Annotated in this window: 29 protein-coding genes and 1 pseudogene; 16 read left to right on the top strand and 14 right to left on the bottom strand. The window is 64.8% G+C overall.

The annotated features are described in order from the left end of the window. Positions 1 to 2: 2 nt before the first annotated feature. From ACFOSU_RS08335 to ACFOSU_RS08325, 3 genes are all read left to right on the top strand, one after another. Positions 3 to 833, top strand: coding sequence for a phosphoenolpyruvate hydrolase family protein (locus tag ACFOSU_RS08335; RefSeq protein ID WP_380688371.1), 831 nt, complete (start codon positions 3 to 5; stop codon positions 831 to 833). A gap of 18 nt (positions 834 to 851) precedes the next feature. Beyond that, positions 852 to 1763: an SRPBCC family protein gene (locus tag ACFOSU_RS08330; protein ID WP_380688369.1), complete on the top strand. Its 912-nt coding sequence runs from the start codon at positions 852 to 854 to the stop codon at positions 1761 to 1763. Between the two features lie 257 nt (positions 1764 to 2020). Continuing rightward, on the top strand, positions 2021 to 3241 hold the full coding sequence (locus ACFOSU_RS08325; protein WP_380688366.1) for an ABC transporter substrate-binding protein: 1221 nt from the start codon (positions 2021 to 2023) through the stop codon (positions 3239 to 3241). A 72-nt stretch (positions 3242 to 3313) separates the two neighbouring features. Here the strand turns inward: ACFOSU_RS08325 and ACFOSU_RS08320 are convergent, their stop codons facing one another. From ACFOSU_RS08320 to ACFOSU_RS08300, 5 genes are all read right to left on the bottom strand, one after another. Then, complete coding sequence (locus ACFOSU_RS08320; protein ID WP_380688363.1) at positions 3314 to 4285, bottom strand: branched-chain amino acid ABC transporter permease; 972 nt, start codon at positions 4283 to 4285, stop codon at positions 3314 to 3316. After that, a complete protein-coding gene (locus ACFOSU_RS08315) occupies positions 4282 to 5145 on the bottom strand; it encodes a branched-chain amino acid ABC transporter permease (protein ID WP_380688361.1) in 864 nt (287 codons plus the stop codon). Before ACFOSU_RS08315 ends, ACFOSU_RS08320 begins: the two co-directional genes overlap by 4 nt. A gap of 10 nt (positions 5146 to 5155) precedes the next feature. Next, on the bottom strand, positions 5156 to 5884 hold the full coding sequence (locus tag ACFOSU_RS08310; RefSeq protein WP_380688359.1) for an ABC transporter ATP-binding protein: 729 nt from the start codon (positions 5882 to 5884) through the stop codon (positions 5156 to 5158). Beyond that, positions 5884 to 6645, bottom strand: a complete 762-nt coding sequence (locus ACFOSU_RS08305; protein WP_380688357.1) for an ABC transporter ATP-binding protein — start codon at positions 6643 to 6645, stop codon at positions 5884 to 5886. The genes ACFOSU_RS08310 and ACFOSU_RS08305 overlap by 1 nt, the downstream gene beginning before the upstream one ends. Before the next feature lie 310 nt (positions 6646 to 6955). Next, positions 6956 to 7444, bottom strand: coding sequence for a metallophosphoesterase family protein (locus tag ACFOSU_RS08300; protein ID WP_380688355.1), 489 nt, complete (start codon positions 7442 to 7444; stop codon positions 6956 to 6958). Here ACFOSU_RS08300 and ACFOSU_RS08295 point away from each other — a divergent pair. Beyond that, the gene (locus ACFOSU_RS08295) at positions 7443 to 8312 is read left to right on the top strand and encodes a ParA family protein (protein WP_380688353.1); all 870 of its coding nucleotides are present in this window, start codon (positions 7443 to 7445) and stop codon (positions 8310 to 8312) included. The genes ACFOSU_RS08300 and ACFOSU_RS08295 overlap by 2 nt on opposite strands. A gap of 16 nt (positions 8313 to 8328) precedes the next feature. Here the strand turns inward: ACFOSU_RS08295 and ACFOSU_RS08290 are convergent. Beyond that, positions 8329 to 9245 (bottom strand): annotated as a pseudogene (locus ACFOSU_RS08290) (haloalkane dehalogenase). Positions 9246 to 9501: 256 nt separating this feature from the next. Here ACFOSU_RS08290 and ACFOSU_RS08285 point away from each other — a divergent pair. From ACFOSU_RS08285 to ACFOSU_RS08270, 4 genes are all read left to right on the top strand, one after another. Next, the gene (locus tag ACFOSU_RS08285; RefSeq protein WP_380688351.1) at positions 9502 to 9873 is read left to right on the top strand and encodes a DUF3015 family protein; all 372 of its coding nucleotides are present in this window, start codon (positions 9502 to 9504) and stop codon (positions 9871 to 9873) included. 50 nt (positions 9874 to 9923) lie between these two features. Then, positions 9924 to 10610 carry a superoxide dismutase family protein gene (locus tag ACFOSU_RS08280; RefSeq protein WP_380688350.1) on the top strand — a complete coding sequence of 229 codons (687 nt, stop codon included), beginning with the start codon at positions 9924 to 9926 and terminating at the stop codon, positions 10608 to 10610. Positions 10611 to 10742: 132 nt separating this feature from the next. Further along, positions 10743 to 11117: a hypothetical protein gene (locus ACFOSU_RS08275; RefSeq protein WP_380688348.1), complete on the top strand. Its 375-nt coding sequence runs from the start codon at positions 10743 to 10745 to the stop codon at positions 11115 to 11117. Next, on the top strand, positions 11114 to 11287 hold the full coding sequence (locus ACFOSU_RS08270) for a hypothetical protein (protein WP_380688346.1): 174 nt from the start codon (positions 11114 to 11116) through the stop codon (positions 11285 to 11287). Before ACFOSU_RS08275 ends, ACFOSU_RS08270 begins: the two co-directional genes overlap by 4 nt. Positions 11288 to 11302: 15 nt before the next feature. On the opposite strand, the gene ACFOSU_RS08265 is transcribed toward ACFOSU_RS08270, so the two are convergent. After that, positions 11303 to 12055: an NYN domain-containing protein gene (locus ACFOSU_RS08265; protein WP_380688344.1), complete on the bottom strand. Its 753-nt coding sequence runs from the start codon at positions 12053 to 12055 to the stop codon at positions 11303 to 11305. A gap of 447 nt (positions 12056 to 12502) precedes the next feature. Between ACFOSU_RS08265 and ACFOSU_RS08260 the strand changes: the two genes are divergently transcribed. Continuing rightward, positions 12503 to 12964, top strand: a complete 462-nt coding sequence (locus ACFOSU_RS08260) for a DUF2147 domain-containing protein (protein ID WP_380688342.1) — start codon at positions 12503 to 12505, stop codon at positions 12962 to 12964. Positions 12965 to 13056: 92 nt separating this feature from the next. On the opposite strand, the gene msrB is transcribed toward ACFOSU_RS08260, so the two are convergent. Beyond that, entirely contained in the window at positions 13057 to 13599 is a 543-nt protein-coding gene (gene msrB / locus ACFOSU_RS08255) for a peptide-methionine (R)-S-oxide reductase MsrB (protein WP_380688340.1), read from the bottom strand. A gap of 170 nt (positions 13600 to 13769) precedes the next feature. Between msrB and ACFOSU_RS08250 the strand changes: the two genes are divergently transcribed. The 5 genes from ACFOSU_RS08250 (at position 13770) to ACFOSU_RS08230 (ending at position 17194) form a co-directional block, all read left to right on the top strand. Then, positions 13770 to 14576, top strand: a complete 807-nt coding sequence (locus tag ACFOSU_RS08250) for a phytanoyl-CoA dioxygenase family protein (RefSeq protein ID WP_380688338.1) — start codon at positions 13770 to 13772, stop codon at positions 14574 to 14576. After that, positions 14569 to 14982, top strand: coding sequence for a DUF4174 domain-containing protein (locus ACFOSU_RS08245; RefSeq protein WP_380688336.1), 414 nt, complete (start codon positions 14569 to 14571; stop codon positions 14980 to 14982). Before ACFOSU_RS08250 ends, ACFOSU_RS08245 begins: the two co-directional genes overlap by 8 nt. Then, positions 14979 to 15353, top strand: coding sequence for a DUF2237 family protein (locus tag ACFOSU_RS08240; RefSeq protein ID WP_380688334.1), 375 nt, complete (start codon positions 14979 to 14981; stop codon positions 15351 to 15353). Before ACFOSU_RS08245 ends, ACFOSU_RS08240 begins: the two co-directional genes overlap by 4 nt. A 43-nt stretch (positions 15354 to 15396) precedes the next feature. Continuing rightward, on the top strand, positions 15397 to 16797 hold the full coding sequence (locus tag ACFOSU_RS08235; protein ID WP_380688332.1) for a WS/DGAT/MGAT family O-acyltransferase: 1401 nt from the start codon (positions 15397 to 15399) through the stop codon (positions 16795 to 16797). An 82-nt stretch (positions 16798 to 16879) separates the two neighbouring features. Further along, positions 16880 to 17194, top strand: coding sequence for a hypothetical protein (locus ACFOSU_RS08230; protein ID WP_380688330.1), 315 nt, complete (start codon positions 16880 to 16882; stop codon positions 17192 to 17194). Positions 17195 to 17197: 3 nt separating this feature from the next. Here the strand turns inward: ACFOSU_RS08230 and ACFOSU_RS08225 are convergent, their stop codons facing one another. Both ACFOSU_RS08225 and ACFOSU_RS08220 read right to left on the bottom strand, forming a co-directional pair. Then, entirely contained in the window at positions 17198 to 18379 is a 1182-nt protein-coding gene (locus ACFOSU_RS08225) for a YbfB/YjiJ family MFS transporter (protein WP_380688328.1), read from the bottom strand. An 8-nt stretch (positions 18380 to 18387) separates the two neighbouring features. Continuing rightward, entirely contained in the window at positions 18388 to 19593 is a 1206-nt protein-coding gene (locus ACFOSU_RS08220; RefSeq protein WP_380688326.1) for a YbfB/YjiJ family MFS transporter, read from the bottom strand. 155 nt (positions 19594 to 19748) lie between these two features. On the opposite strand from ACFOSU_RS08220, the gene ACFOSU_RS08215 reads away from it, so the two are divergent. Beyond that, a complete protein-coding gene (locus ACFOSU_RS08215; RefSeq protein WP_380688324.1) occupies positions 19749 to 20441 on the top strand; it encodes an MOSC domain-containing protein in 693 nt (230 codons plus the stop codon). A gap of 15 nt (positions 20442 to 20456) precedes the next feature. On the opposite strand, the gene glpQ is transcribed toward ACFOSU_RS08215, so the two are convergent. The 4 genes from glpQ to ACFOSU_RS08195 all read right to left on the bottom strand — a co-directional run bounded on the left by glpQ (position 20457) and on the right by ACFOSU_RS08195 (position 23722). Further along, positions 20457 to 21557 carry a glycerophosphodiester phosphodiesterase gene (glpQ, locus tag ACFOSU_RS08210; protein ID WP_380688322.1) on the bottom strand — a complete coding sequence of 367 codons (1101 nt, stop codon included), beginning with the start codon at positions 21555 to 21557 and terminating at the stop codon, positions 20457 to 20459. A 100-nt stretch (positions 21558 to 21657) separates the two neighbouring features. Further along, positions 21658 to 22569, bottom strand: a complete 912-nt coding sequence (tesB, locus tag ACFOSU_RS08205) for an acyl-CoA thioesterase II (RefSeq protein ID WP_380688320.1) — start codon at positions 22567 to 22569, stop codon at positions 21658 to 21660. Positions 22570 to 22640: 71 nt separating this feature from the next. Beyond that, on the bottom strand, positions 22641 to 23105 hold the full coding sequence (locus ACFOSU_RS08200; RefSeq protein ID WP_380688318.1) for a PaaI family thioesterase: 465 nt from the start codon (positions 23103 to 23105) through the stop codon (positions 22641 to 22643). Continuing rightward, entirely contained in the window at positions 23102 to 23722 is a 621-nt protein-coding gene (locus ACFOSU_RS08195) for a PaaI family thioesterase (protein ID WP_380688316.1), read from the bottom strand. Before ACFOSU_RS08195 ends, ACFOSU_RS08200 begins: the two co-directional genes overlap by 4 nt. Positions 23723 to 23730: 8 nt before the next feature. On the opposite strand from ACFOSU_RS08195, the gene ACFOSU_RS08190 reads away from it, so the two are divergent. Then, positions 23731 to 24318, top strand: a complete 588-nt coding sequence (locus ACFOSU_RS08190; protein ID WP_380688314.1) for an LON peptidase substrate-binding domain-containing protein — start codon at positions 23731 to 23733, stop codon at positions 24316 to 24318. The last annotated feature ends 82 nt before the right edge of the window (positions 24319 to 24400 follow it).

Raw genomic sequence — 24400 nt, 5'->3', positions numbered from 1 at the left:
CCATGGCCCATATCGAACGCCGCCAACTGCTCGAGCGCTTCCAGACCATGAAAGCCGAGCGGCGCCCTATCGTCGGCGGTGGCGCCGGCACCGGCCTGTCCGCGAAATGCGAGGAAGCCGGCGGCATCGACCTCATCGTCATCTACAATTCCGGGCGCTACCGCATGGCCGGGCGCGGCTCGCTAGCCGGGCTGCTAGCCTACGGCAATGCCAACGAGATCGTCATGGAGATGGCCAGCGAAGTACTGCCGGTGGTCAAGCACACGCCGGTGCTGGCCGGCGTCAACGGTACCGACCCGTTTTGCAATTTCGACCGCTTTCTCGACGAAGTCCGGGCGGCCGGTTTTTCCGGGATTCAGAATTTCCCCACCGTCGGGCTGATCGACGGTACCTTCCGCGCCAACCTGGAAGAAACCGGCATGGGTTACGACCGCGAAGTCGAGGTTATTCGACTCGCGCGTGAAAAAGACATGCTGACCACCCCGTATGTATTCAACGCCGACGATGCCCGAGCCATGACCGAGGCCGGCGCTGATATTCTGGTGGCCCATATGGGGCTGACCACGGGCGGGACCATCGGCGCCGAAACAGCGCGCTCGCTCGACGACAGCGTAGCGCTGATCGACGAAATCGCCGACACGGCGCTGGCCATCCGCGACGATGTGATTGTCCTTTGCCACGGCGGCCCCATCGCCATGCCTGAGGATGCCCGCTACGTGCTCGGCAAATGCAGCAACTGTCACGGCTTCTACGGCGCGAGCTCAATGGAACGCTTCCCGGTGGAAACCGCCTTGACTGAGCAGACTCGGAAATTCAAGGATTTATCGTTCTAGCCTCCACCGGAGAGAGCAGTGGCCAAAGCTTATGCGAGCATCGTTATCGAGCAGCCGATAGACATCGTCTGGGCGCTCGTGCGCGACTTCAACGCCATGCCGAAATGGCACACGGCGATCCCTGAAAGCATGATCGAGGACGACCGCCGTGCCGATGCCGTTGGTGCGATTCGTCGCTTTTCGCTGGCGGACGGCAGCCAGGTGCGAGAACGGCTGCTGTCGCTCGACGATCGCTGCTACCGGTTTTCCTACGGCTTCGAGACACCGGCGTTTCCGGTTCGCAATTATATTGCCGAGATGTCCCTGATCCCGGTCACCCAAAACAATGCGACGTTCGTGCAGTGGTCGGCACACTTCGACGAGGCCGCAGAGGACGAAGGCAAGTACGCGCACATCATCTCCAACGACGTGTTCGCCGCCGGCCTGGCGTCACTGCAAGAGGCCATCGCGGGCAACAGCCACGACGAGACCGGCCCGCCACGGCCCGGCATGAAACCGGCCAAGGTATTTTGCTCGTCGATTCTCGCGGCTCCAATAGATACAGTATGGCAATCCATGCGCGATTTCTCGGGCATGGACGGCTGGCATCCGGATATCGAGGACATGCACATGGAAGACGGCGTGTCCTGCGACACGGTGGGCGGCGTGCGACGATTCGCACTCGGCGGCGATACCCTGCGCGAGCAGCTGACTTTTCTCGACGATAGCCGCTATGCGTTTGCCTACCGCATGCTCGACGGGCCGCAGCCCTGGCTGGACTATTGTGCCGGCGTGCAGCTGTACCCCGTCACCAGCAGCGGCGCCACGCTTGCAGTCTGGCAGGCCGACTGGACCGCGGCCGTTCAGGACGATCTGACGCTCGTGCTGCTGGTGCACGACTCGGTATTCCAACTCGCACTCGACACGCTTGACCAGAAACTCAGCAGGTAAGAAAAAAGTAAGGCGCAAGATCCTCGATGTTCATCGCCGACGCAATATCAGAACAGCGCCAAGCAGTATCGCTCGGTCGCAGTGGATAGCGGCGTGCGTTTTCCCCGGCTGATAAGGTAAATTCGAGACCAAGCACGATCGCGTGCGACGGCTGTGGTATTACCAGGAGTCGGCTGGGGCAAAGCCGCCTGTGCTCATATCGCCGTAATAATCAATGGCAGTCCGTTTGCAATATTCATCCGGACCGGGAGACAACGATGCTAAGAAAGAAATGGATTGCGGCAGCCGCACTGGTGCTGGCGTTCGGGGCGAGCACGACACAGGCGGCCGAGCCGCTGCGTCTCGGCGTGGTGGTGCCGCTGACCGGCGACCTGCAGTCGTATGGGGTGCCGGGCCTCAAGGGCGCCAAGCTGGCAGCCCAGGAAATCAACGCCGCCGGCGGTGTGCTGGGGGCCGATATCGAGATCTCGACGGGCGACAGTCAGACCCTGCCGCAGGCCGGGGTCGACGCGGCCCAGAAGCTGGTCAACCTCAATCGCGTGGTCGGTCTGGTGGGGGCCATGTCCAGCGGCGTGACCATTCCGGTCGCCCTGTCGGTGAGCAAACCCAACGGCATACCGCAGATCTCGAATGCGTCGACCTCACCCAAGATCACGTCGCTCGACGACAACGACTTCCTGTTCCGCGACATCCCGTCCGATGCCTTCCAGGGCGTCGCGCTCGCACAGGTGGTCAAGGATGCCGGCGTCGACAAGGTGGGCATCATCTACGTCAACAACGACTACGGCGAAGGCCTCAAGGACGCGTTTTCGACCGCGTTCAAGGACAGCGGCGGCAGTGTCGTGGGCACGGCGGCCTATGAACAGAAACAGTCGTCATACGACGCCGAAGTAAGCAGGGCCTATGGCGACGGCTCGACCCAGGCGCTGGTGCTGATCGGCTATCCGCAGAACGGGCAGACGATCCTGCGCCAGTCACTGGAAGGCGGCAAGTTCGACCGCTTCTTCTTTTCCGATGGCATGAAAGCGACGGATCTGATCACGAATCTGGGCGCGCAGTACCTGAACGGGTCGCTGGGAACGGTGCCGCAGGCCGAGGCCGGCAGCGAAGCCGCCAATCACTTCGCCAACGCCTACAAGAAGGCGAACGGCGAACTGCCGCCCCAGCCCTATATCGACACCGCCTACGATGCGACCTATCTGCTGGCCCTGGCGGCGGCGAAGGCCGGCACCACCACCGACAGCACCAAGATCCGCGACGCCCTGCGCGACGTGGCCGGCCCGCCCGGCGAGAAAGTCTATCCCGGCGAATGGGCCAAGGCGGCCGACCTGCTCAAGCAGGGCAAGGATATCGACTGGGTCGGCGCCGCCGGTGACGAGGACTTCGACGAACATGGCGATGTCGCCGGCACCTACGGCAAATGGACGATCAAGGACGGCAAGATCGAAACACTGGAAGTGTTCACGCCGTCCAAATAAGGCAACCGTAGCGGGCGGCCCGGCCGAGTCCGGGCCGCCTCTGATCCGCGCAGTATCGGGTCGGCGATTCGGCTAGTTCCGCGTGCCGGTCTTGTCCACGTCGGCGGCCTTGCGTGGCCGGCCGATCAGCGGCGGCGGCCGCTCCGGGAACAGGCCTTCGGGGCGAGTCAACAGAATCACCTGCAGGAGCAGGCCGATCAGGAAGATCCGGATCGCCCCGGCCTGGGTGGCCATGTCGGCCGGCAAGAGGTCGGTGAGCACACTGCTGAACGACCATACGAACCAGACCAGGAAGGTGCCCACCACGGTGCCGATATTGTTGCCGCTGCCACCGGCGATCAGCATTACCCAGATCACGAACGTGCCATAGAGCGGCTGAAAGGCCTCGGGGCTGATAAAGCCGATGGAACTGGCATAGAGCGCGCCGGCCAGACCCATGAAGGCGGACCCGGCCACGAACGCCTGCAACCGGAAGCGGGTCACGGACTTGCCGGCCGCGAGCGCCGAGTCCTCGTTTTCGCGAATGCCGCGCAGCACGCGCCCCCAGGGCGACACGCGCGCCCGCTCCACCAGCCAATAGATGAGCACCAGCGTGATCGCCACGATGATCAGCATCACCAGGCCGCTGTGGGCATCGAACGGCGACGGAATGCCGGACATGCCGCGTACACCGCCGGTCAGCTCGCTTTCGTTCTTGATCACCAGCCGTATCACCTCGGCGATGCCGAGCGTGGCAATGGCCAGGTAGTCGGAACGCAGGCGCATGGTGGCCGCGCCGATCACGAACGCGAGTACCGCCGAGCACAACATGGCCACGGCCACACCCACCGGCAACGGCAACGCGAAGCCACCCCAGTGGTCGGGCGTCGCCGGACCGGTCACCAGCGCGCTGGCATAGGCACCCACCGCAAAGAAGCCGGCAATGCCGAGATTGAACAGCCCGGACAAGCCCCACTGCAGATTCAGCGCCAGCGCCAGAATGCCGAAGATCCCGGCCGTGGTCAGAAAGTACAGCCCGTAGTGATAGAGCCCGATGGCACTCATAGGCGGATCCCCCGGAGGATGCCCTGCGGCCGCAGGATCAGGACCGCGATCATAATCACGAACGCGACCGCCAGCTTGTAGGCCGACGGTATGAACAGCACCGAATAGTTCATCGCCAGGCCGATGATCAGGCCGCCGAGGATCGCCCCGTACGGCTTGCCCACGCCGCCGAGAATGGCCGCGGCGAATATCGGCAGCAGCGCATTCCAGCCCATGGTGGGAATCAGGCGGGTGTTGACCCCGAGCAGGATGCCGGCCACCGCGGCCAGTACCCCGGCGAATACCCAGGTCCAGAAGATCACGCGGTTCACGGGCACGCCGGAGATACGCGCCAGATCGACGTTATCGCTCATCGCCCGCATCGACTTGCCCATGCGCGTGCGGCTGAGAAACAGGTGCACGATGATGACCATCAGCACCGCCCCGCCCAGCACCTTGAGGCTGTCGGGCGTGATCACCAGGCCGAGTACGCGATAGGGAATGCTGATGCCGGTCGCATAGACCTGATTATCCGGCCCCCAGATGATCTGCACCACCGCGCGCAGCATGAGCGCCGTGGCAAACGACGAGATCAGCAGAATCACCGGCGCGACCCGGCGCAGACGCCGGTAGAACATCTGATCCAGCACCACGGCCACCGCCGCGGTCGTCACCAGCGCCGGCAATGCCGCCAGCCACACCGGCCAGCCGAAGCCTTGCACGAAAGCCAGGGTGGAATAGGCACCGACCGTCATCATGTCGCCGTGGGCGAAGTGCGCGAAGCGCAGCACGCCGAAGATCATGGTCACGCCAATCGCGCCCAGCGCCAGAATGCTGCCGAGAATGATGCCGTTGTACGTGAGCTGTAAAAACTCTTGCATTCAGGTTTCCCTACCGTCCGCCAAGAAACATCTGCGCGACCTCGCGGTTGGCCAGCAGGCCCGCGCCGCTGTCTTCGTGGCGATTCTCGCCGGTGGCCAGCACATAGCCGCGGTCCGCGATCCCCAGCGCCTGCTTGGCGTTCTGCTCGACCATGAGAATACTGATGCCCTGAGCGTTGATGGCCCGGATCCACTCGAAGACCTGCTGCACGAACGCCGGCGACAGGCCAGCGGTGGGCTCGTCCAGCATCAGCAGGGTCGGCTCGATCATCAGGGCACGGCCCATGGCCACCATCTGGCGCTCGCCGCCGGACATCAGCCCGGCCGGCTGTTTGCGCCGCTCCTTGAGCCGCGGAAACAGATCGAACACGCGCTCCATCTGCGCGCTGGCGCTGTCCTTGCGGATATAGGCGCCCATTTCCAGGTTTTCCTGCACGCTCATCGTCGGGAACACGTTGCGTTCCTGCGGCACGTACGACATGCCGCGATGCCCCAGCCGATCCGGGCTGATATTGGTGATATCGGCGCCGGCCAGGCGCACCTGCCCGCTGTTGATCTGCAGCAGGCCGAACGCTGCCTTCATGAGGGTGGACTTGCCCGCGCCGTTGGGGCCGACGATGACCACCAGTTCGCCCGGGTTCACCGTGAGGCTGACCCCGTGCAGGATATCGACGCCGCCATAACCGCCGCGGACGTCGTCTATTTCCAGCACGGGGCGCACGCCGTCTTTATCGTTCATCAGGCCGGCACCCCGCCGAGGTAGGCATCGATGACCTGCGGATTGCGGCGGATGGTATCGAAATCGCCCTGGGCGATGACGCTGCCGTTGGCCATGACGATCACCGGCGCACATAGCTGGGCGACCAGATCCATGTCGTGCTCGATCACGCAGAAGGTATAGCCGCGCTCGCGATTGAGGCGGGTGATCGCGTCCGCCAGCGTTGCCAGCAGGGTGCGATTGACGCCCGCGCCGGGCTCGTCGAGCAGTACAACGCGCGCATCGGTCATCATCGTGCGGCCCAGTTCCAGCAGCTTCTTCTGGCCGCCGGAGATATTGCCGGCCAGCGTGTCGGCGATATGATCGAGATTGAGAAACGCCAGCACATCGTCGACCTGGTCGAGCAGCTGGCGTTCCTGATCCTTCACGCGCGCCCAGCGCAGCCAGGACTGCAGCAGATTCTCGCCGCGCTGACCGGCGGGTACGAGCATGAGATTCTCGCGTACGGTCATGCGCGAGAATTCGTGCGGGGTCTGAAACGTGCGTACCAGGCCGCGGTGGAAAAGCTGTTCCGGCGGCACGCCCGCGACGTTGTCGCCGTCGAGCAGAATCCGGCCGGAATCGGGCTTGAGAAACCCGGTCACGATATTGAACAGCGTCGATTTGCCGGCCCCGTTGGGCCCGATCAGCCCGGTGATGCTGCCTTCGGCCACCTCGAAGGAGCAGGCGTCGACGGCCTTGATGCCGCCAAACGACTTGGCAATGTTATCGACTTGTATCAATGCTCGAAGGCCCTCCCGGCCCAACATCATGCCCACGGCGATTAGTGGCGCATCAATCCCCCACCAGCGCCGCGACAATACCGTGACACGGCCGGCCAGCGCTGACCACTACAAAATAGTCGTGGGCAAGAGCCTAGCAATCAACCCGAATTGCGCCCAACCCAGCGTGAAAAAGCAGCTGGACAACCCGAAAGTTGGCCACCATGGCGGCTTCGCCCTTAGCCGCACCGTTTCCATGCGTAGACCGTGACATTCTCAAGATGCACGGCAATCCCGAATCATCACCGGCAACCGGGACTCGTCGCCCTCGCTAGCGCCGACGCTTCGATAACGGCGCATATTCGAATAGACGCGTGCTCCAGCGGCCGCTGTTGGCGGTCAATTCGATATAGCCCGGCCCGCCGTAGGCCCGGGTTCGACCCGCCGCGCCCGGATTGAGCACCCAGGGGTCGGTCGTGTCGTCGAGGACACGACGGTGGCTGTGGCCGCACACGATCGCGGCCGCAGCCGGGAACGCGTCACGCAGTTTTCCGTGGCGTGTCTTCGCCGGCCATTGATGCCCGTGCATGACCGCAAGTTCACCGCCGGGCAAATCGAGACGCACCGATTCGGGCCAGCCGCTGTCGGCCGGGTCGTTGTTGCCCTGGACGATGACGACGTCTTTGGCGAGCGGCGCGAGTTCGGCTTCGACGCCGACACCGACATCGCCGGCATGCACCAGCAGATCGGCGCCGCGCACGGCGTCGGCGATACGCGCGTCGAGCGCGCCGTGGGTGTCGGCAATCAGGGCAATCCGCATGCGCGCAGCCTACGCGATGACGGACGGTCGTCAATTCGGGCATGCTGCGGTGCTGGAGATGCGCGCCCATGCCGTCGCCAGCCGTCGTCATGGTCATGCCATATTTCTGTCACATTCGTTGGGTAGGCTCGCCACCATGAAAACCTGGGCGCTCTACAGTTTGAAAGGCGGGGTCGGCAAGACCGCCGCTGCGGTGAATCTGGCCTACGAGGCGGCTGCCAGCGGCAAGCATGTGCTGCTGTGGGATCTGGACCCGCAGGGCGCGGCCAGCTGGTACATGGGCATCGACGAGAGCCCGGAGATATCGGCCAAACGCGTGGTCGCCGGCAAGGAGCCGCTGGGCCGATACGTACGCCCCAGCGCATTCGAGCGTCTGGATGTGCTGCCCGGCGATCGCGGCTACCGCGACTGGGACGCCCATATCCACGCCTCCAAGCAGCCGCGCAAGGTGCTCGAATCCCTGATCGAGCCGTTCTCCGAAACCTACTCGCTGCTGATTCTGGATTGCCCGCCCGGCATCGGCGCCCTGGCGACCGCGATCCTCCGGGCGGCGGACCGTGTGCTGGTGCCGGTGGTGCCGACACCGCTGTCGCTGCGCGCGCTCGATGAAGTCAACGCGCACGTCGAGGCCAAGAAAGTCGGCAAGACCAATATCACGCCATTCTTCTCGATGGCCGATCGGCGCCGGCGCATGCACAAGGATCTGATCGCCGCACCGCCGGCGGCGATGAAGAAGGCGCCCAAGACATTCATCGACTACGCCACCCACGTCGAGAAGATGGGCGAGCATCGGGCGCCGGTCGCGGTCTTCGCGCCGCGCAGCCGGGCCGCCAGCCAGTACCGGGCCCTCTACAAGACACTCGCCTGAGCACCGACGCGACTATTCAGCCGGCTGCCGACGCCTTCATCTGCGCGAGCATGAAGGCCGCGATCGCCGGGCCCTGATCTTCCTGCAGGAAATGCCGCGCACCGCGGATCGTGGTGTGCTCGGCGTGCGCCGCGCGGGGAATCCGTCGCTGCAATGCCTTGTCGGCGCCGCGGGTGATCGGGTCGCCGTCTGCAAAACAGGTATGAAACGGCTTGTCGAAACGCTCCAGCGCCGCCCAGGCCGCGCGATTGGCCGGCGTAGCGGGATCGTCGGGCGTAATCGGCACCAGCGCCGGAAACGCACGGATGCCGGCCATATAGCGTTTGTCGGGAAACGGTGCCCAGTAGGCAGCGCGCTCGTCGCGTGACAACCAGCGCTTGCTGCCGACCTGCAGAATGCCGCCCACCGGAAACACCGGACTGCGTAGCGCGAAGGCGCGCCAGGCCGAGAACAGCCAGGGCATGTTCTGGTCGCCGGTAGGCAGAAAGCCGTTGCCCACGAACACGCGCGCGAAACGTTCCGGATGCTCGGCGACCAGCCGCAGCCCGATCAGCGAGCCCCAGTCCTGACAGAACAGGGTCACATCCGTGAGCTCCAACTGCTCGAACCAGCTCCAGGTCCAGTCCACGTGGTTCTGATAGCTGTAATCGACGATGGCGGCCGGCTTGTCGGAGCGGCCGCAACCGATGAGATCGGGCGCCAGCACGCGATATCCGGCATCCACCAGCGGATCGATCATGTGGCGATACAGATAGCACCAGCTCGGCTCGCCGTGCAGCAACACCACGACCGGCGCATTGCGCGGCCCTGCATCCACATAGTGCATGCGCATGTCTGCATGCGCATGTCGTCGACCTCGGCATAGCGCGGCGCAAGACTGAAACCGGACAGCCGCGCGAAGCGTTCTTCCGGCGTGCGATAGACCGTTCTCATCGGAAACGTCCCTGGCGGCGACCCCATCGCCGCAATGCGGTGGCGTTCATCGCCACCGGCAAATTGTTGTATTTATACGACTCATGAAACCGTAAGGCGGCTTAATCCCGGCTGTATCCGGCGGACGACGCCGGCAGCGGTGACCTGTTGTGCTGCGCGGACCAAGGCGATAGCGTGGTCGTCATCCCTCCAAGAACAGCGGTTACCATTGAAAATCATTTCGTATTCGAATAATCGCCTGACGGCTGTCTGCCTGATGGGCGCCGCGATTACCCTGCTCGGCGGCTGCGCTGCGTTCACCAGCACGACCAATGTAGCCGCGGACGCCGCCGCCACCATCTCGCACGGCATCTCCAAGGCCAGCCGCGCGTCGACCAATGCATCGGTCACCGACCCCGATGTGCCCCGTTATGCGCAGGCGGTCGAATTCGTCGGCTCGCAGCGCGACCAGCTCCAGCGGGAGGCCGCGCAAGGCGGCGGCGAACACGTCGACACGCTCGCGCAGTTGCTCGACACATCCGACAGCACGCCGCTCGGTCCCTGGCTGCAGACGCATTATCAACAGGTATTTGGCGCCGACCGCGACGCCACCGCCGTGGTTGACGACATCAGCGCGCGCCGCAGCTGAGACCCCGCCGACCCCGGACCGGACTCTTTTTCCTACGCAGGAGCATCAAGATGAAGCCCGTACTTTCCATATCAGCCGCCGTTTTGCTGGCCATCAGCATGACCGCCTGTGGCGACAGCGACACCCAGAACAAGCCCAGCGAGAATGCGCAGACCAACACGGCCAGCGAAAACAGCCAGGCCATGCCCGAAGACAACGGGTCGAGCGAGGACCAGGGCGAACAGGACATGAACGGCGACGAGTCCTCGGCCATGGCCTCGAGTCAGTCGTCCAGCGAGGACATGCCCAGGGCGGCAATCGCGGTGCTGCATGGCACCCAGGGCAATGACGACGCCACTGCCACGATTCGCTTCACCCCCAAGGACGGCGGCGTGGCCTACACCACCACGGCCACCGGTCTGGCGCCCGGCAAGCACGGCTACCATATCCATCTCTACGGCGATTGCTCCTCGGGCGACGGCAAATCGGCCGGCACCCACTTCAATCTGAAAGGCAGCTCCGAGAACCCGCCCAAGGATATCGACCGCATCACCGGCGATCTCGGTGATCTGGAGGTGGGCGACGACGGCAGCGCGAATGCCGATGGCATGATCGATGGGGCGTCGCTGACGGGCGCGAAATCGATCATCGGTCGCGGCGTCATCATCCACGCCAAGGCGAACGACCCGAGCCAGCCGCCGATCGGCGCCGCCGGTTCACGCCAGGCCTGTGGCGTGATCGGTATCGCCAAGCCCTGAACCGCAACGCGGACGCCCCCGGGCCGCTCCTCCAAGGCGGTTGAACAGAACCCGACGTCGCTACGCGATGCCGGGTTCTATTGTTCACAGCTGTTCTATACTCGACCGTGGGTCTCGTTACCGTATTGACGTATGCCCGGATCGGACGACGAAGATGAAATCTTCCGAAGCGCGATTATCAACGCGTGGCTGACGACACGGCTTGAACTGGATAAACAGCTGGTGACCCTGTCGTCCGCAGGGATCGGGGTCATTGTCGTGATACTGAGCAAATACGAAACCCAATGCGCCTACCAGAACTTCCTGTTCGCGATTGCGCTTACAGCGTTCGTGACCACGATATTCTGTGTGCTGGAAGTGTTTCAGCGAAACGCAGACCATCTGACGACAATCCTCACCACGGACACGGATTCGGATCCTGTACTGGAGCGGCTCGATTTCATCGCGCTCTGGTCATTCAGAGTCGGGATCGGATTCAGTGCGTTAAGCGGGTTTTCTTACCTATGAGCTCAAATGACACAAAAACGGTGCTTCCCGAAGGCGTGGGGCGTGATTCTGTAGAAGGCAGCTGGAGCGGCGCCGGCAAGTTGAAGCGCGGCAAACTCCAGACCACGTCGTCGCCCTCGGAATCGGAAGGCGACAACAAGCCCCGGGAACCTGAAACGAAGAAACGTTGACTCTCTCGAGTCAACTCAAGCCACGGCGACCTTGTAGTTGCCGCGCTCGGCGTCGTATTCGAGGCTGATCTGACCGTGCTGCTCGGCCGACTTGAGCAGATCGGTGAAGCTCTTGAAACCGGAATAGCTTTCATTGAAGCCCGGATACACGCGCTTGATGGTCTGCTTGACCAGCGAGCCCCAGACCGGGTCGTAGTCGGACTCCAGCGAGGAGACGATTTCCAACAGCTTTTCGCGTGCCTCCGCGCCCTTGTCCTGCTTCTGGCCGGACTCGGCCTTGCGCTTGCGCTGACGGCCGGACTTGCGCACCAGATCGTCGTAGTAGATGAATTCGTCGCAGTTGGCGACCAGCAGCTCCGAGGTAGATGATTTCACCCCGCAGCCGATCACGCGCTTGTCGTTTTCCTTGAGCTTGGAGACCAGCGGCGAGAAATCGGAGTCGCCGGACACCAGCACGAACGTGTCGATATGGCCCTTGGCGTAGCACAGGTCCAGGGCGTCCACGACCATGCGGATATCGGCGCTGTTCTTGCCGGAAATACGGGTCTGCGGGATATCGATCATCTCGATGCCCATGGAATGAAACGAGCGCATCTGATCCCGATAGCGGCCCCAGTCGCAGTAGGCGCGCTTGAACACCAGCCGGCCTTTTTCCAGCACCCGCTTGTGGATCAGACTCATGTCGAAATCGCCGCCGGGCACATCCTTGACCCCGAGGGCGAGATTCTCGAAATCGATGAAAACAGCAATCAGTGCTTCGCCGGACATGGCGGTCTCTCTACAGCAGGAGCGCGACGATCGCGCGTGAACAGACCGCCGAGTCTAGCATCGCCGAGTGTTACGACCCGTGCGTTCATCGTGCGTTCGGCTCTAGGGCCTGTTGCCGTTTCATACGACGCCGCGCCGGCGGCTATTTTTTTGCAAGACAAGGCGCAGGGAGCGCGATGTAGCCGAGCTACATGAGCGAGCTGCAACGCCGGATTGCGGAAAAATAGCGGCCGTCCCATCTTTATTTACTGGGGGTTGCGGCCCAAAATCGCGCCATCCGTCGTAGCAGAGCTTGACCGCAGAATCACTGCGGCCGGCGCTCTGCGCCTTGTTTGACGTGATTTTGGGGTGCAACGCGGGGCCGTATGAAACGGCAACAGGCCCTCGCAAGCATGCTAATCTTGCCAATGTGAAATAGATTATTTTGAGAATGAGAGGAGAAACATCATGCTGAAACGTGCGTTGCTTTGTACTGCTCTGTTGGCTACCGCCGGCATGGCCTTCGCGGCCGACCAGAAAGCCGAAGATGCCGCCGGCGTCTGGGAAACCGCCAGCGGCGGTTATGTCGAGCTCTATGAGGACGGCGACCACTGGAAGGGCAAGATCGTCGGCTCGAAAGACGGCCAGGCGCGCTACGACAAGAAGAACCCCGATGAATCCAAGCGCGACCGTCGCCTGCTCGGGGTCACCGTGCTTGACGGTCTCAGCTATGCCGGCGACGGCAAGTTCGAAGGCGGCACCATCTACGATCCGAACAACGGCAAGACCTACAAGGCCAAGGCCAGCCAGTCCGATCCCGACACGCTCGATGTGCGTGGCTATATCGGCATCAGCCTGATCGGCAAGTCGCAGACATGGAAACGCGTGGACAAGAACGCCGAACACGTGCACCAGGATCTGCTCGAGTAACGGATTCCGGTCGCCCGGCTTTAGTCAGTCGTAGACCGCTCGCAAAAAACCCGGCGATGCCGGGTTTTTTGCTTTCGGATCGACGAGACAGGTCAGGCCGGTTGATCGTCCCTATCGTCGGCGGGCACGAATTTCAGCGCCACGCCGTTGTTGCAGTAACGCAACCCCGTGGGATCAGGGCCATCCTTGAACACATGGCCCTGATGACCGCCACAGCGGGCACAGTGATATTCCTTGCGCGGCATGAGCATCTTGAAATCGGTCTTGAACTCGAGATGACCGTCGATGTAGTCGTAGAAACTCGGCCAGCCGGTGCCGGACTCGTATTTATAGTCGCTCGGGAACAACGCCAGGCCACAGCCCGCGCACTGAAACTCGCCCTTGGCCTTGACCGCGTTCAGGGCGCTCGAACCCGGTGCTTCCGTGCCTTCCTTGCGCAACACCTTGTAGGCGTCCGGCGCCAGTTCCTCTCGCCATTCACTATCACTTTTTTCCACGGTTTGAACCTCGCTCGCTGTGGATGGCCGGGCATGGCCGACCGGCGGCCCGGCCGACGCGGATGAGCGCGTGAACCGCCACAGGCCGAATCCGGCTGCAGTGCCGGCCGCGATGCCGATGAATTGTCGTCTGTTCATGTTATCGATCGATAAATGGGGTTGGCCTGCATACAGGGCAAGTCGCGCCGTCATCATGCCGGGATCGGTATCGCAAAGCGTCACGCCGAGATCACGAAACCCGGCGTGACGGTTCTGCGCAGGCTGGCAATGCCCTCTACAATAGAGTCGATCGACCGCTGGTTAGAGTCATGAACACACGCATCGAAACACCTCTGCAACCCACCCTGACCCCTGCCCAGCGCGAGGTGTTCTTTCGCGACGGCTTTCTGATCATGCGCCAGCTCGCCAGCGTCGAGCGCCTGGGTGCGATGCGTAGCGTCGCGCTCGAACACACCGAGTCCCATGTCGCGCCGATCGAATATGAAGCCGACGTCGCCTATCCCGGCGCCCCCGCCAGCCGCGAAGCCGCCGGCGGCGATACCCCGCGGCGCCTGCTCCAGGCCTACGATCGCGACCCGCTGTTCGCCGACTGGGCAGCCGATGCACGCCTGACCGCGATCGTGGCCCAGCTGCTCGACTCGGATACGGTCTGGCTTTCGCGCAATCATCACAACTGCGTGATGACCAAATCGCCGCGCTTTTCCACCGCCACGGCCTGGCACAAGGATCTGCGCTACTGGGCGTTCGAATCACCGCGTCTGGTCAATGCCTGGCTGGCGCTCGGCGACGAGACGCCGGCCAACGGCTGCATGCGGCTGTTGCCCGGCACCCACCGCATGAGCTTCGATCAGGAACATATGGACGCGGACCAGTTCCTGCGCGAGGACCGCGAGGACAACGCCGCGCTGATCGACTCCGCCGTCAACGCCGAACTGGCGCCGGGCGATGTCCTGTTCTTCGATGCCAGCGCGTTGCATGCCGCGGGCGCGAACACCACCGACCAGCGCAAGCTGTCCGTGGTCACCACCTACTACGGCGCCGACAACGCGCCGGTGCCGGGCACCCGGTCGGCGCGCCTGGAAGCCGTGCGCGTACGCGAGCCTGATCATGCCTAGTTTTCTGCGCTGGAGCCTGTTCGCGGCTCTGACCTGCGCTGCCGGAAGCGCGGACGCCGCTACGCTGCACGATCTGCAGGGCCGCTATCGGGTGATCGTGGTGTTTGCGCCGGCCGAGACCGTGGCAGCCGATGCCGCCGCCACGCTCAAGCGCGCAGCCGACGGCATCGACGATCGCGATATCGCCTGGTTCGTGGTCGGCCCCGGGGCCCTGCAGTCGAATATCGACACGCCGCTGGACCGCGACGCGCTTGAGACACTGCATCAGACCGACGGTTTCGAGACCGTGCTGGTAGGCAAGGATGGCGGCGTGAAATCACGTCAGACCGAGACACTCGATGTGAATACACTGTTCGCCGACATAGACCAGATGCCGATGCGCCGCAGGGAAATGGAGAATCGATGAGTACACCGGCCCGTAATGTCCTCGGCGAACCGCTGGCACTGTGCTGCAGCGCGCCGGTCACCGGCTTCTACCGCGACGGCTATTGCCGCACCGACGACCGTGATCCCGGCGTGCACGCCATCTGTGCCGTGGTCACCGACGCGTTCCTCGCGTTTTCCGCCGAGCGCGGCAATGACCTGTCCACGCCGCGGCCGGAATTCGATTTCCCCGGGGTGCGGGCCGGCGACCGCTGGTGCCTGTGCGCGGCGCGCTGGGCCGAAGCACTGGCGGCGGGTGCGGCACCGCGCGTGGCCCTGACCGCCACCCATGAAGCAGCCCTCGAAATCGTGGACATGGCCGACCTGAAAGCCCACGCTATCGATCTATCCTGAGGCGGGGCACGCACGGCGCGGCTTCGCTGCCGTGCGAGACGTCATGCAACTGCTCAACCCCGTCGATCAGATATTTCTCCGGCTGGAACGCCGCAACCAGCCCATGCACGTGGGCGGGCTGCAGTTGTTCACGCTGCCGGAAAACGCCGGCGAGCACTATGTGCGCGATCTGGTCACCAGGGCACGCACCTTCGACGAGGTCACGCCGCCGTTCAACCGCCGCCTGAAGTATCGGCTGGGCCAGCCGTTCTGGGTCGACGACACCAGCTTCGACCTCGAATACCACGTGCGCCATCTGGCGCTGCCCCAGCCGGGCGCCATCCGCGATCTACTGGCACTGGTATCGATGCTGCACGGCGCCCTGCTCGATCGCTCCCGGCCGATGTGGGAGGTGTACGTGATAGAGGGTGTGACCGGGGGACGCTTTGCGATCTACAGCAAGTTTCATCACGCGATGATGGACGGCGTCAGCGCAATGCGTATCCTGCGCCGCTCGCTGACCGCCGAACCGGACACCGGCAACATGCGCGTCCCCTGGCAGCTGCCGCCGAAACCCGGCCAGCCAGAAAACGCCAGGGCCACGCCCTGGGGTGGCGCCTGGCGGACGCTGCGGGCGACCGCCCGCCAGACCGCCGCCCTGCCGCGCGCGGCTCAGGAGCTCTATCACGCATGGCAGGACGCCGGCGTCGACCCCGATTTCACGTCGATAACCCAGGCGCCGCGGAGCCTGCTCAACCGTCGGGTCAGCGGCTCGCGCCGGTTTGCCGCGCAGTCGTATTCGCTGACCCGCATCAAGCGCCTTGCCGGCCACTACGACGCCACCGTCAACGACATCGTGCTCGCCATGTGCGCCAGCGCCCTGCGTGCCTATCTGGCCGAGCAGGACGCTCTGCCGGACAAGCCGCTGGTGGCGATGCTGCCGGTTTCGCTGCATGAGGACGACAGCCACACCGGCAACCGCATCGCGATGATCTTCGCCAGTCTGGCCACCGATATCGCCGATCCGGTCGAGCGCCTGGATGCCATCCGGCGCTCGGTCAACCACTGGAAAAACCGCTATCGCGACATGTCCGCCGAGCAGATCATGGCGTTCATCGCCGCACTGTCGGCACCGGCCGGCGTGAACCTGCTCAGCGGCGCCGCACCGCGCCATCAGTCCTTCAACGTGGTGATCTCCAACGTGCCCGGCCCGAAGGAGACGCTGTATTGCGGCGACGCCGAAATGCAGGGCATGTACCCGGTGTCGATCGTACTCGACGGGCAGGCGCTCAATATCAGCATGGCCAGCTATCGCGACTCGCTCGAGTTCGGCCTGATCGCCTGCCGCAAGTCCCTGCCAAGCATGCAGCACATGCTGCAGTATCTCGAAGATGCGCTGGACGAACTCGAACCCGTGGACACGGCCCACGTCGGCGCGGACGAGCTGGTCGTCGACGGCGGCTGACGCGGCACGGAACGGCGCGCAGGATCCACGCACGCAAAAGCGGCGTAACGGTACTCATGGACCCGACCACCCGCCGTACTCCATGACCGCCGGCCGCTGCGAACTGTGCGGCCGGGCCGACGTACGCACCACGCGTCATCACCTGATTCCGCGCCGCACCCACCGCCTCAAGCGTATTCGCAAGCGCTTCGGCCGCGATGACCGGCTCGGGCGCATCCTGCATATCTGTCGCCCCTGCCACAGCCATATCCACGCCGTGCTCGGGGAGAAGGAACTCGCCGAGGTCTACAACAGCCGCGAGGCCCTGCTCGAACAGCCGGATATCGCCACATTCGTGGACTGGATCGCGGGCAAGCCGCCCGGATTCAGACCGCAGATCCGTCGGCCCCGGCGCTAAACCTCAGCGCCGACGCTGCGCCGCCCCGACGCTCACGCACAGCGTACCCAGCACCAGAATCACCGCGCCCGCCGCAATCGTGTCCCGGTAGCTGCCGACCTGGGCATACAGCTGTGCCATGGCGAAACCGCCGATGGTCTGCATGAGCGCGAACGACAGCGTCGCCCAACCCCAGATCTGGCGCTGCCGGCCCGGCGGCGAAAGTTCGACCACAGCACCCGCGGTGAGTGTGATAATGGCCGGCACCATGGCACCCACCAGCAGCGACGACAGCCCCAGGGCGACGCTCGTCGAGGACAACAGCGGCAACGCGGTCGCCGTGGTCATCAGCACGAAGGCAGCGACCAGCGCGCTGCGAAAACCCAGCCGCTGGGCCGCCAGCCCGCCCGCGGCCGGGCCGAGCATGCCGCCGACGCCGAGCACCAGCCAGTAGCCGTTGCCCGCCGCCAGTCCGCGCCCCAGTTCACGGGCGATATAGTCCACCCAGTACAACGAATGCGGTACGTAACCGGCCGAGTTCAGCCCGTAGGCGAGCACGATCAGGGCGATTGCAAGCCACGGCACCGGCGCGCCGTTTGCGCGCTGATCGCTGTGCGTGGTTGCCGGCAGCGCGGCCAGATCGCGCCAGACCGCAAACCAGCTCCAGGCGCCGAGCAATGCCGCCACGCTGCCGATCGCCGCCCAGGTGGCGGCAATGCCGGCGGCCGCCAGCCACGGCACGATCAAGCTCGCGGTGATCGTGCCCACGCCGATGCCGGTGAAGATGATCGCCGAGGCGGCCGGACGCCGGGCCGCCGGCACGCGTGCCATGATCGCCGGGGTGACGACGATGGTGAGCGTTGCCGCGGACCAGCCGGCCAGCAATCGCCACAATCCGTACCAGACAAATCCGGCATCGAACATGCAGCCGAACAGGCTCAGCGTGAGCGTGGTCAGACACAGCGCGATGGCGCGTCGCTCGCCCAGCAGCCGGCCGCTGCGATCAGCGCTCGCCGCCCCCAGCAGATAGCCGAGCAGATTGATCGCGCCCAGCTGGGCCGTGGCTTGCGGCGTGAACCAGCCCTGCTGCACGAGCGGAGTGATCAACGGGGTGAAGGCATAGCGCCCGAGCCCCACGCCCAGCAACAGTGCCACCGCGCCGGCCAGCGACAGGCGCCAGGTCGACGCCGGTGGCGCCTTGGACACCGCCGGCCTCACGTGACGCGGCGCGTGGCTGCCGTGCCGGCACACAGGGTAGCCAGCGCCAGCGAAACAAACGCCATGCCGAACAGCGGCAGATAGCTGCCGAGTTGCTCATACCCCCAGGACATGCCGTAGGCCGCGACCGCCTGTGCGAGCGCGAACGACAGCGTCGCCCAGCCCCACAGCTGCTGTTGCCGCTCCGGGGTGCTCAACGCCGCAATCGACCCGGAGGTGAGCGTGACCGTGCCCGGCACCAGCATGCCGACACCGAACGACGACAGGCCCAGCGCCCATACGCTGTCGGAGAACAACGGCAACGCGACGGCAACGGCCTTGAGCGTGAGTGCGAGCACCAGCGCCGGCCGAAAATCGATACGCGCGGCCGCCGCGCCGGCAAGCAACGGCCCGCAAACCGCGCCCAGACCGAACAGCACCCAGTACAGACTGCCGACCTGCAGCCCCTGACCCAGTTCGCGGGCAATATAGTCGACCCAGAACAGCGTATGCGGCACGAAACCGATCGCATCGAGGCCGTAGGCCACGATAATCAGGCCGATCGCGAGCATTGGCAGGCGCGCGTCGGACGTGGTCCGCGCCCGGGTCTTCTCCAGCGGCACGAGATCACGCCAGACGGCTCGCCAGCTCCACCAAGCCAACCCAGTCGCCACAAGCGCCAGCGCCAGCCATGTGATCGCCACGCCCTGTCCGGCCAGCCACGGCACCAGCGTGCCGCTGGCCATCACGCCGATGCCGATACCGGTGAACACGAGCGCGCTGGTTCGCGCGCGCTCCTGGATAGTGGCCCGCGACAACGCCGCCGGCGCGCCCACAACCACCAGGGCCGCGCCGGTCACACCACAGGCCAGCCGCCAGAAGCCGTACCAGACCACGCCCCAGTCCAGCGCACAGGCATAGAAGCTGGCCACCGTGATCAGCAGACAGGCGCCCAGCACGTTGCGCACGCCAAAGATCAGCGTTGCCCGGTGCGCCAGCGCCGCGCCGAACATATAACCCAGCAGATTGATCGCGCCGAGATAGGCCGCGGCATGGGTGGAGAACCAGTCGGCCTGCACCAGCGCCGGAATCAGCGGCGTGTAGGCAAAACGGGCCATGCCGATGCCCAGCAGCGTTGCCACGCCGCCGGCCAGCCCCAGACGCGTGGCCGAACTCTGCCCCGCGCTACCCATGGCCCGCCCGCCGCCGCGTCGCTTGCGCACTCATGATTGATGTTCCATGCAGCATAAAGACCGGCGAGTGTGCCATGCACTGCGGCGCTGTCCAGCAACCAGACCCCATCACCACGAAACGCACAACGCCACATCGGTCGCGACCAGGCATTGGCGGCGCGAAAGACAACGCCTAAGATCGACCCATGAGCAATACCCACACCACGGCCTCTCCCGACGCCTGCGTCGATACATTGTTCGTCGGCAGCGTGGGCCGACTCGCCAACGACGGCGCCGATTCGGCCATCGACAAACGGGCGGTCACCGACGCGCGCTGGCTCGACGGCGACGGCGTGGCCGGCGACACGGTGGCGGACCACGTCCACCACGGCGGCCGCGACCGCGCACTCAATCACTATCCGGCCGAGCATTACGAAGGCTGGCGATCGCGCTATCCCGGCTTCGACGACGCGTTCGTCCCCGGCGTGCTGGGCGAGAACATCAGCACCCACGGCATCACCGAGGCGGATGTGCGGGTCGGGGATGTGTTCACGCTGGGCGAAGCCACGATCCAGATCGCCCAGCCGCGCCAGCCCTGCTGGAAGATCGGCGCGCGCGTGGGTATCGGGGGCCTGGCGACCGCGGTGATCAAGGAAGGCCGCGCCGGCTGGCTCTACCGCGTGATCGAGCCCGGCCATATCCGCGCCGGCGATACGCTGACCTGTATCGAACGCGCCGGACACGGCATCACCATGGCGCAGATGTGGGCCCTGCTCACCAAGCGCCAGCCCGACGCCGACGACCGCGCGCAGATGCGCGTGCTCACCGAACTGGGCGCGCTGGCACCGGAGTGGCGCAAGCGCATGTCCCAGCGTGCCCGCGGCGGGCGCAGCAGCTAGCCCCGGCCGGGTAACCTACTCGGGATAAAGACGCGGCCTGTAGCCCGGATGTATCACGCCGACCGCGATGTCGGCAAAGTCGGTGAACAGGCCGTCCACGTCGTAGCGGTGATAATACAGACGCAGCTCGTCTTCCAGACGACGCGTGCCCGCCGGTAGTTGGTCGGCGCGGAAGGTATAGGGATGCACCTTGAGGCCGCGCTGATGGGCCTGACTGACCAGCGCTCCGTCGGTATCGGCGATCCGGTTCTTGTCCGGGCCGATACCGTCCGCGTAGGTGGCGATCTCGTCGAGACCGTCGGGCGTGACCATCGCGTCGAAGGCATCGCCGCTGCCCTCGATCAGCTGGATCTGGGGCAGATCGGAGCCCATCACCGAACGCATCTCCTTGAGATTATCGGCATCGAAGCTCTGCACGAACACGTTCGCGTCACGGCCGGCGTAGCCGTATTCAGCCAGCGTATCCAGCAGCTTGCGTTCCAGCGGCAGGCCCTCGGCGTCGTGAAACGCCGGATCCTTGGTCTCCGGATAGATACCGACATCGCGCCGGGTCTCGCGGTTGAGCGATTGCACCATCTCGATCACGGCGCGCAGGGTCGGCACGTGAAAGCCGTTGGCCTCGGCCTGGAAACGGCCGGGAAACACCCGGGTTCCGTCCGGGTTGGTGCGCTCGGTGACCGCGAGCGTCTCGATCTCCGGCAGGGTGAAATCCGCGGCATACCAGCGCCCGTCGGCCCGGGCCCGGTCGGGGAATTTCTGTTCCACGTCGGTGGTGGATTCCAGATGGATATCGTGCAGGCAGATCAGGCGCTCGTCGGCGGTCATCACCACGTCCGGCTCGATGAAGTCCGCGCCCAGGGCATAGGCCATCGCATAGGCCGGCAGCGTGTGCTCGGGCAGATAGCCCGACGCGCCGCGATGGGCGATGACGATCTTGTCGTCCCTGTTCTTGTTGTCGTGCTTCTTATGCTTGGGCATGACGTGTTCCGGAGCGTGGCCGTGATCGACGCCTTGGCCCGGTGCGCCGAACAGGGGCGCGGCGGCCAGTGCCAGCGCGATACACAGACACAGTATCGTCAGATCGATCGAACGGCGAATACGGCGTGAACGGGCCATGGCATGCTCCGGGTCAAGGACAAATACACCAAGCGGGTGCCCTCGACGCTAGCCACGGCGAATGACGCGCGTATGACAGCCGGCGCTCTGCTACCGACAATCAGCCGTTTTCGGGTGTCGAGCGCGGCTTGTTGTCGCGCTGACGGATCAGGCCTTCCTGGGCCACTGACGCCACCAGTTCGCCGGCGCGATTGAAGATCAACCCGCGCGACAGGCCGCGTGCGTCCTGGGCGCCGGGGCTGTCCATGCTGTAGAGCAGCCACTCGTCCATCTGCAGATTGCGATGAAACCAGATCGCGTGATCGATGCTCGCCATCTGCATGCCAGGCGTGAAGAACGATACCCCGTGCGGAAACAGCGACGTCGCCAGCAGATTGAAATCGCTGGCATAAGTGAGCACCGCGCGGTGCACGGCCTGGTCGTCGGGCAACGGCGCCTTGGCCTTGAACCAGACATGCTGGACGGCGTCACGCTTGTCCGGGGCGAGCATGTTCCAGGGCTTGACCGCGCGCATGTCGATGGCGACCTCGCGGCCGACCGCCTCGCGCAGGGATTCCGGCACCCGGTCGAGTTCGTCGACCCAGTTGCGACGCAGTTCGTCGTGGCTGGCCAGGGTTTCCGGATCCGGTACGTCGGGCATGGCCATCTGATGGGTATAGCCGTGTTCTTCGACATGAAACGAGGCGAGCATGGAGAAGATCGGCCGGCCGTGCTGGATCGCCTGCACCCGGCGAGTGGCGAAACTGCGGCCGTCGCGGATATTGTCCACTTCGTAGACGATCGCGGCCTCCATGTCGCCCGGACGCAGGAAATAGCCATGCATGGAATGGGCCTGCTGCTCGGGGTCGACGGTGCGCGTGGCCGCCACCATGGCCTGACCGGCGACCTGGCCGCCGAAGACGCTCTTGCCGCCCAGATCGCGCGAGCTGCCGCGGAACAGACGCTGTTCCAACGGTTCCAGATCCAGCTGGTCGAGCAGATCGCCGACCAGACGTTCGCCGTCTGACGCCATAGTTGATATCCCCCGCTTGCAGATGCAAAAGCATCAGTCTAAAGGATTACGCCAATCGGCCCGGCGCCGGCTCAGTCGGCCTCCCCGGAGTCGGCGGCGCGCAGCAGGAAGTCGGCCCGGGCGAAGGCCACCGGCTTGTCCGGGTCGTCCTGCCAGCACTCGGCCTGCACCTGCGCGATGCGGCGCCCGGAGCGAATCAGACGACAACGGCACAGGCAATCGCGCGCCTGCGCGGAGCGCCAGTAGTCGATCGAGAAATCCACCGGATAGGGCAGGCGCAGCTGCGATTCGGCGATCAGCACATCAAGCTGCATGGACACTTCCAGCAGCCCGGCGACGGTGCCGCCGTGCAGCGCCTGCAGGCGCACGTTGCCGACGAGGGCCTCGCGAAACGGCATGCGATAGATACGCCCGTCGCCGTTACGGTCGTCTTCGACCGCCAGCCCCAAGAACACGGCATAGGGAATCGCGCCGGCCACGGCGGCGAAATCGCGGGCCTGCAGCGCGGCCTGCAGTTGCTCGGCACTGGCGTTCATGCCATCACCGCCTGACCGGTGCGCATGAACGCGGCCGTGCACAAAGCCGTCGGGCGCTCGCGATCGCCCTGATGCAGGGTCGCGCGCACGAACGCCACGCAACGGGTCACGTGGTAACACTCGGCCTCGACGGTGAGCGTCTGATCGGCCACTGCCGGGCGCAGGTAATCCATGCGCAGATCGAGGGTCGCGATCGACTCCAGGCCCGGCAGTGCCAGAAACACGGCCAGCCCGCAGCTGCTGTCGGCGGCCGTGGTGCCCACGGCGGTATGCCACAGGCGCGCGATCGGATCGCCGAGGAACTCGGGGCGATAGGCGAGCGCGGTGACGATGCGTTCGCCGCTGACGTCAACTACTGTCAGTCCCAGCGCCTGATTATGCGGAATCTGTTCGTTGAAACGTCGCGCAATCTGCGCGCGCACGGCCGGATCGCGCTTGTCGAGGAGTTCGGCGGTCTGCGAGCTGTTCATGGCGGGCGACGATAGACGCTGGCTGCGGGCCTGTCCACGCGCGTGATCCGGCGCGCCATCGGGCGAGCGGGTAAGATGAGGGGGCTCGACCGCCTCTATTATGTCGAGTTGCCGTGCGCCACGCGCGGCCGGTATTTCCCAGCCCATCGCTTTCTATGGATCATCCCGATTTCGCGCTGTTTCCCCTGTCCACCGTGGTTTTCCCCGGCGGCATCATGCCGCTGCGGATATTCGAGCCACGCTATCTGGACATGGTCGCCATGTGCATGAAGGGCCAGACCGGCTTTGGCGTGTGCGCGGCCCATCCGGCTGCGGACAAGAATGAGTTCAGCGCGCCGCGCGCGGTGGGTACGCTCGTCGACATCATCGATTTCGACCGGCTCGACGACGGCCAGCTGGGCATCACCGTGGAAGGCAAGCGCCGCTTCGAGGTGGTCTCCACCCGCCAGGCCGACAACGGCCTGTGGTGGGGCGAGATCTCGTTCATCACCGAGGAGGCCGACAGCGCCTGCCCGATCGAATTCTCGCAGCTCAAGCAGATTGCGGCCGCGCTGATCGAGGAAGTGGGCCTGCCCTATGAAACCAAGGGCACAGCCTACGACTCGGCCAGCTGGCTGTCGGCGCGTCTGACCGAACTGCTGCCCTTCGATGCCGCCACCAAGCACGATCTGCTGGCGACCAACGACCCGCTCGAACGGCTGCGGCGTATCCGGCCGATGGTGGAGATCGAAAACACGCGCTGACGGGGCATGGCGACACGGCCGGCGTTATTCGGATCGTGCACAATCGGTTAGCATGCATATCAGCTGTTCCGCAACCGTCGTC

This window comes from Salinisphaera aquimarina (assembly GCF_042643355.1).
Taxonomy (GTDB): Bacteria; Pseudomonadota; Gammaproteobacteria; order Nevskiales; family Salinisphaeraceae; genus Salinisphaera; species Salinisphaera aquimarina.
The sequence above is the reverse complement of the archived record's forward strand: the minus strand, read 5'-3'. Positions and strand labels throughout refer to the sequence as shown.

Coding starts and splice junctions, on each gene's coding strand:
- ACFOSU_RS08335 (WP_380688371.1), top strand. CDS start 3: ATGGCCCATATCGAACGCCGCCAACTGCTCGAGCGCTTCCAGACCATG.
- ACFOSU_RS08325 (WP_380688366.1), top strand. CDS start 2,021: ATGCTAAGAAAGAAATGGATTGCGGCAGCCGCACTGGTGCTGGCGTTC.
- ACFOSU_RS08320 (WP_380688363.1), bottom strand. CDS start 4,285: ATGAGTGCCATCGGGCTCTATCACTACGGGCTGTACTTTCTGACCACG.
- ACFOSU_RS08315 (WP_380688361.1), bottom strand. CDS start 5,145: ATGCAAGAGTTTTTACAGCTCACGTACAACGGCATCATTCTCGGCAGC.
- ACFOSU_RS08310 (WP_380688359.1), bottom strand. CDS start 5,884: ATGAACGATAAAGACGGCGTGCGCCCCGTGCTGGAAATAGACGACGTC.
- ACFOSU_RS08295 (WP_380688353.1), top strand. CDS start 7,443: ATGCGCGCAGCCTACGCGATGACGGACGGTCGTCAATTCGGGCATGCT.
- ACFOSU_RS08300 (WP_380688355.1), bottom strand. CDS start 7,444: ATGCGGATTGCCCTGATTGCCGACACCCACGGCGCGCTCGACGCGCGT.
- ACFOSU_RS08285 (WP_380688351.1), top strand. CDS start 9,502: ATGGGCGCCGCGATTACCCTGCTCGGCGGCTGCGCTGCGTTCACCAGC.
- ACFOSU_RS08280 (WP_380688350.1), top strand. CDS start 9,924: ATGAAGCCCGTACTTTCCATATCAGCCGCCGTTTTGCTGGCCATCAGC.
- ACFOSU_RS08275 (WP_380688348.1), top strand. CDS start 10,743: ATGCCCGGATCGGACGACGAAGATGAAATCTTCCGAAGCGCGATTATC.
- ACFOSU_RS08270 (WP_380688346.1), top strand. CDS start 11,114: ATGAGCTCAAATGACACAAAAACGGTGCTTCCCGAAGGCGTGGGGCGT.
- ACFOSU_RS08265 (WP_380688344.1), bottom strand. CDS start 12,055: ATGTCCGGCGAAGCACTGATTGCTGTTTTCATCGATTTCGAGAATCTC.
- ACFOSU_RS08260 (WP_380688342.1), top strand. CDS start 12,503: ATGCTGAAACGTGCGTTGCTTTGTACTGCTCTGTTGGCTACCGCCGGC.
- msrB (WP_380688340.1), bottom strand. CDS start 13,599: ATGAACAGACGACAATTCATCGGCATCGCGGCCGGCACTGCAGCCGGA.
- ACFOSU_RS08250 (WP_380688338.1), top strand. CDS start 13,770: ATGAACACACGCATCGAAACACCTCTGCAACCCACCCTGACCCCTGCC.
- ACFOSU_RS08245 (WP_380688336.1), top strand. CDS start 14,569: ATGCCTAGTTTTCTGCGCTGGAGCCTGTTCGCGGCTCTGACCTGCGCT.
- ACFOSU_RS08240 (WP_380688334.1), top strand. CDS start 14,979: ATGAGTACACCGGCCCGTAATGTCCTCGGCGAACCGCTGGCACTGTGC.
- ACFOSU_RS08235 (WP_380688332.1), top strand. CDS start 15,397: ATGCAACTGCTCAACCCCGTCGATCAGATATTTCTCCGGCTGGAACGC.
- ACFOSU_RS08230 (WP_380688330.1), top strand. CDS start 16,880: ATGACCGCCGGCCGCTGCGAACTGTGCGGCCGGGCCGACGTACGCACC.
- ACFOSU_RS08215 (WP_380688324.1), top strand. CDS start 19,749: ATGAGCAATACCCACACCACGGCCTCTCCCGACGCCTGCGTCGATACA.
- glpQ (WP_380688322.1), bottom strand. CDS start 21,557: ATGGCCCGTTCACGCCGTATTCGCCGTTCGATCGATCTGACGATACTG.
- tesB (WP_380688320.1), bottom strand. CDS start 22,569: ATGGCGTCAGACGGCGAACGTCTGGTCGGCGATCTGCTCGACCAGCTG.
- ACFOSU_RS08200 (WP_380688318.1), bottom strand. CDS start 23,105: ATGAACGCCAGTGCCGAGCAACTGCAGGCCGCGCTGCAGGCCCGCGAT.
- ACFOSU_RS08195 (WP_380688316.1), bottom strand. CDS start 23,722: ATGGGCTGGGAAATACCGGCCGCGCGTGGCGCACGGCAACTCGACATA.
- ACFOSU_RS08190 (WP_380688314.1), top strand. CDS start 23,731: ATGGATCATCCCGATTTCGCGCTGTTTCCCCTGTCCACCGTGGTTTTC.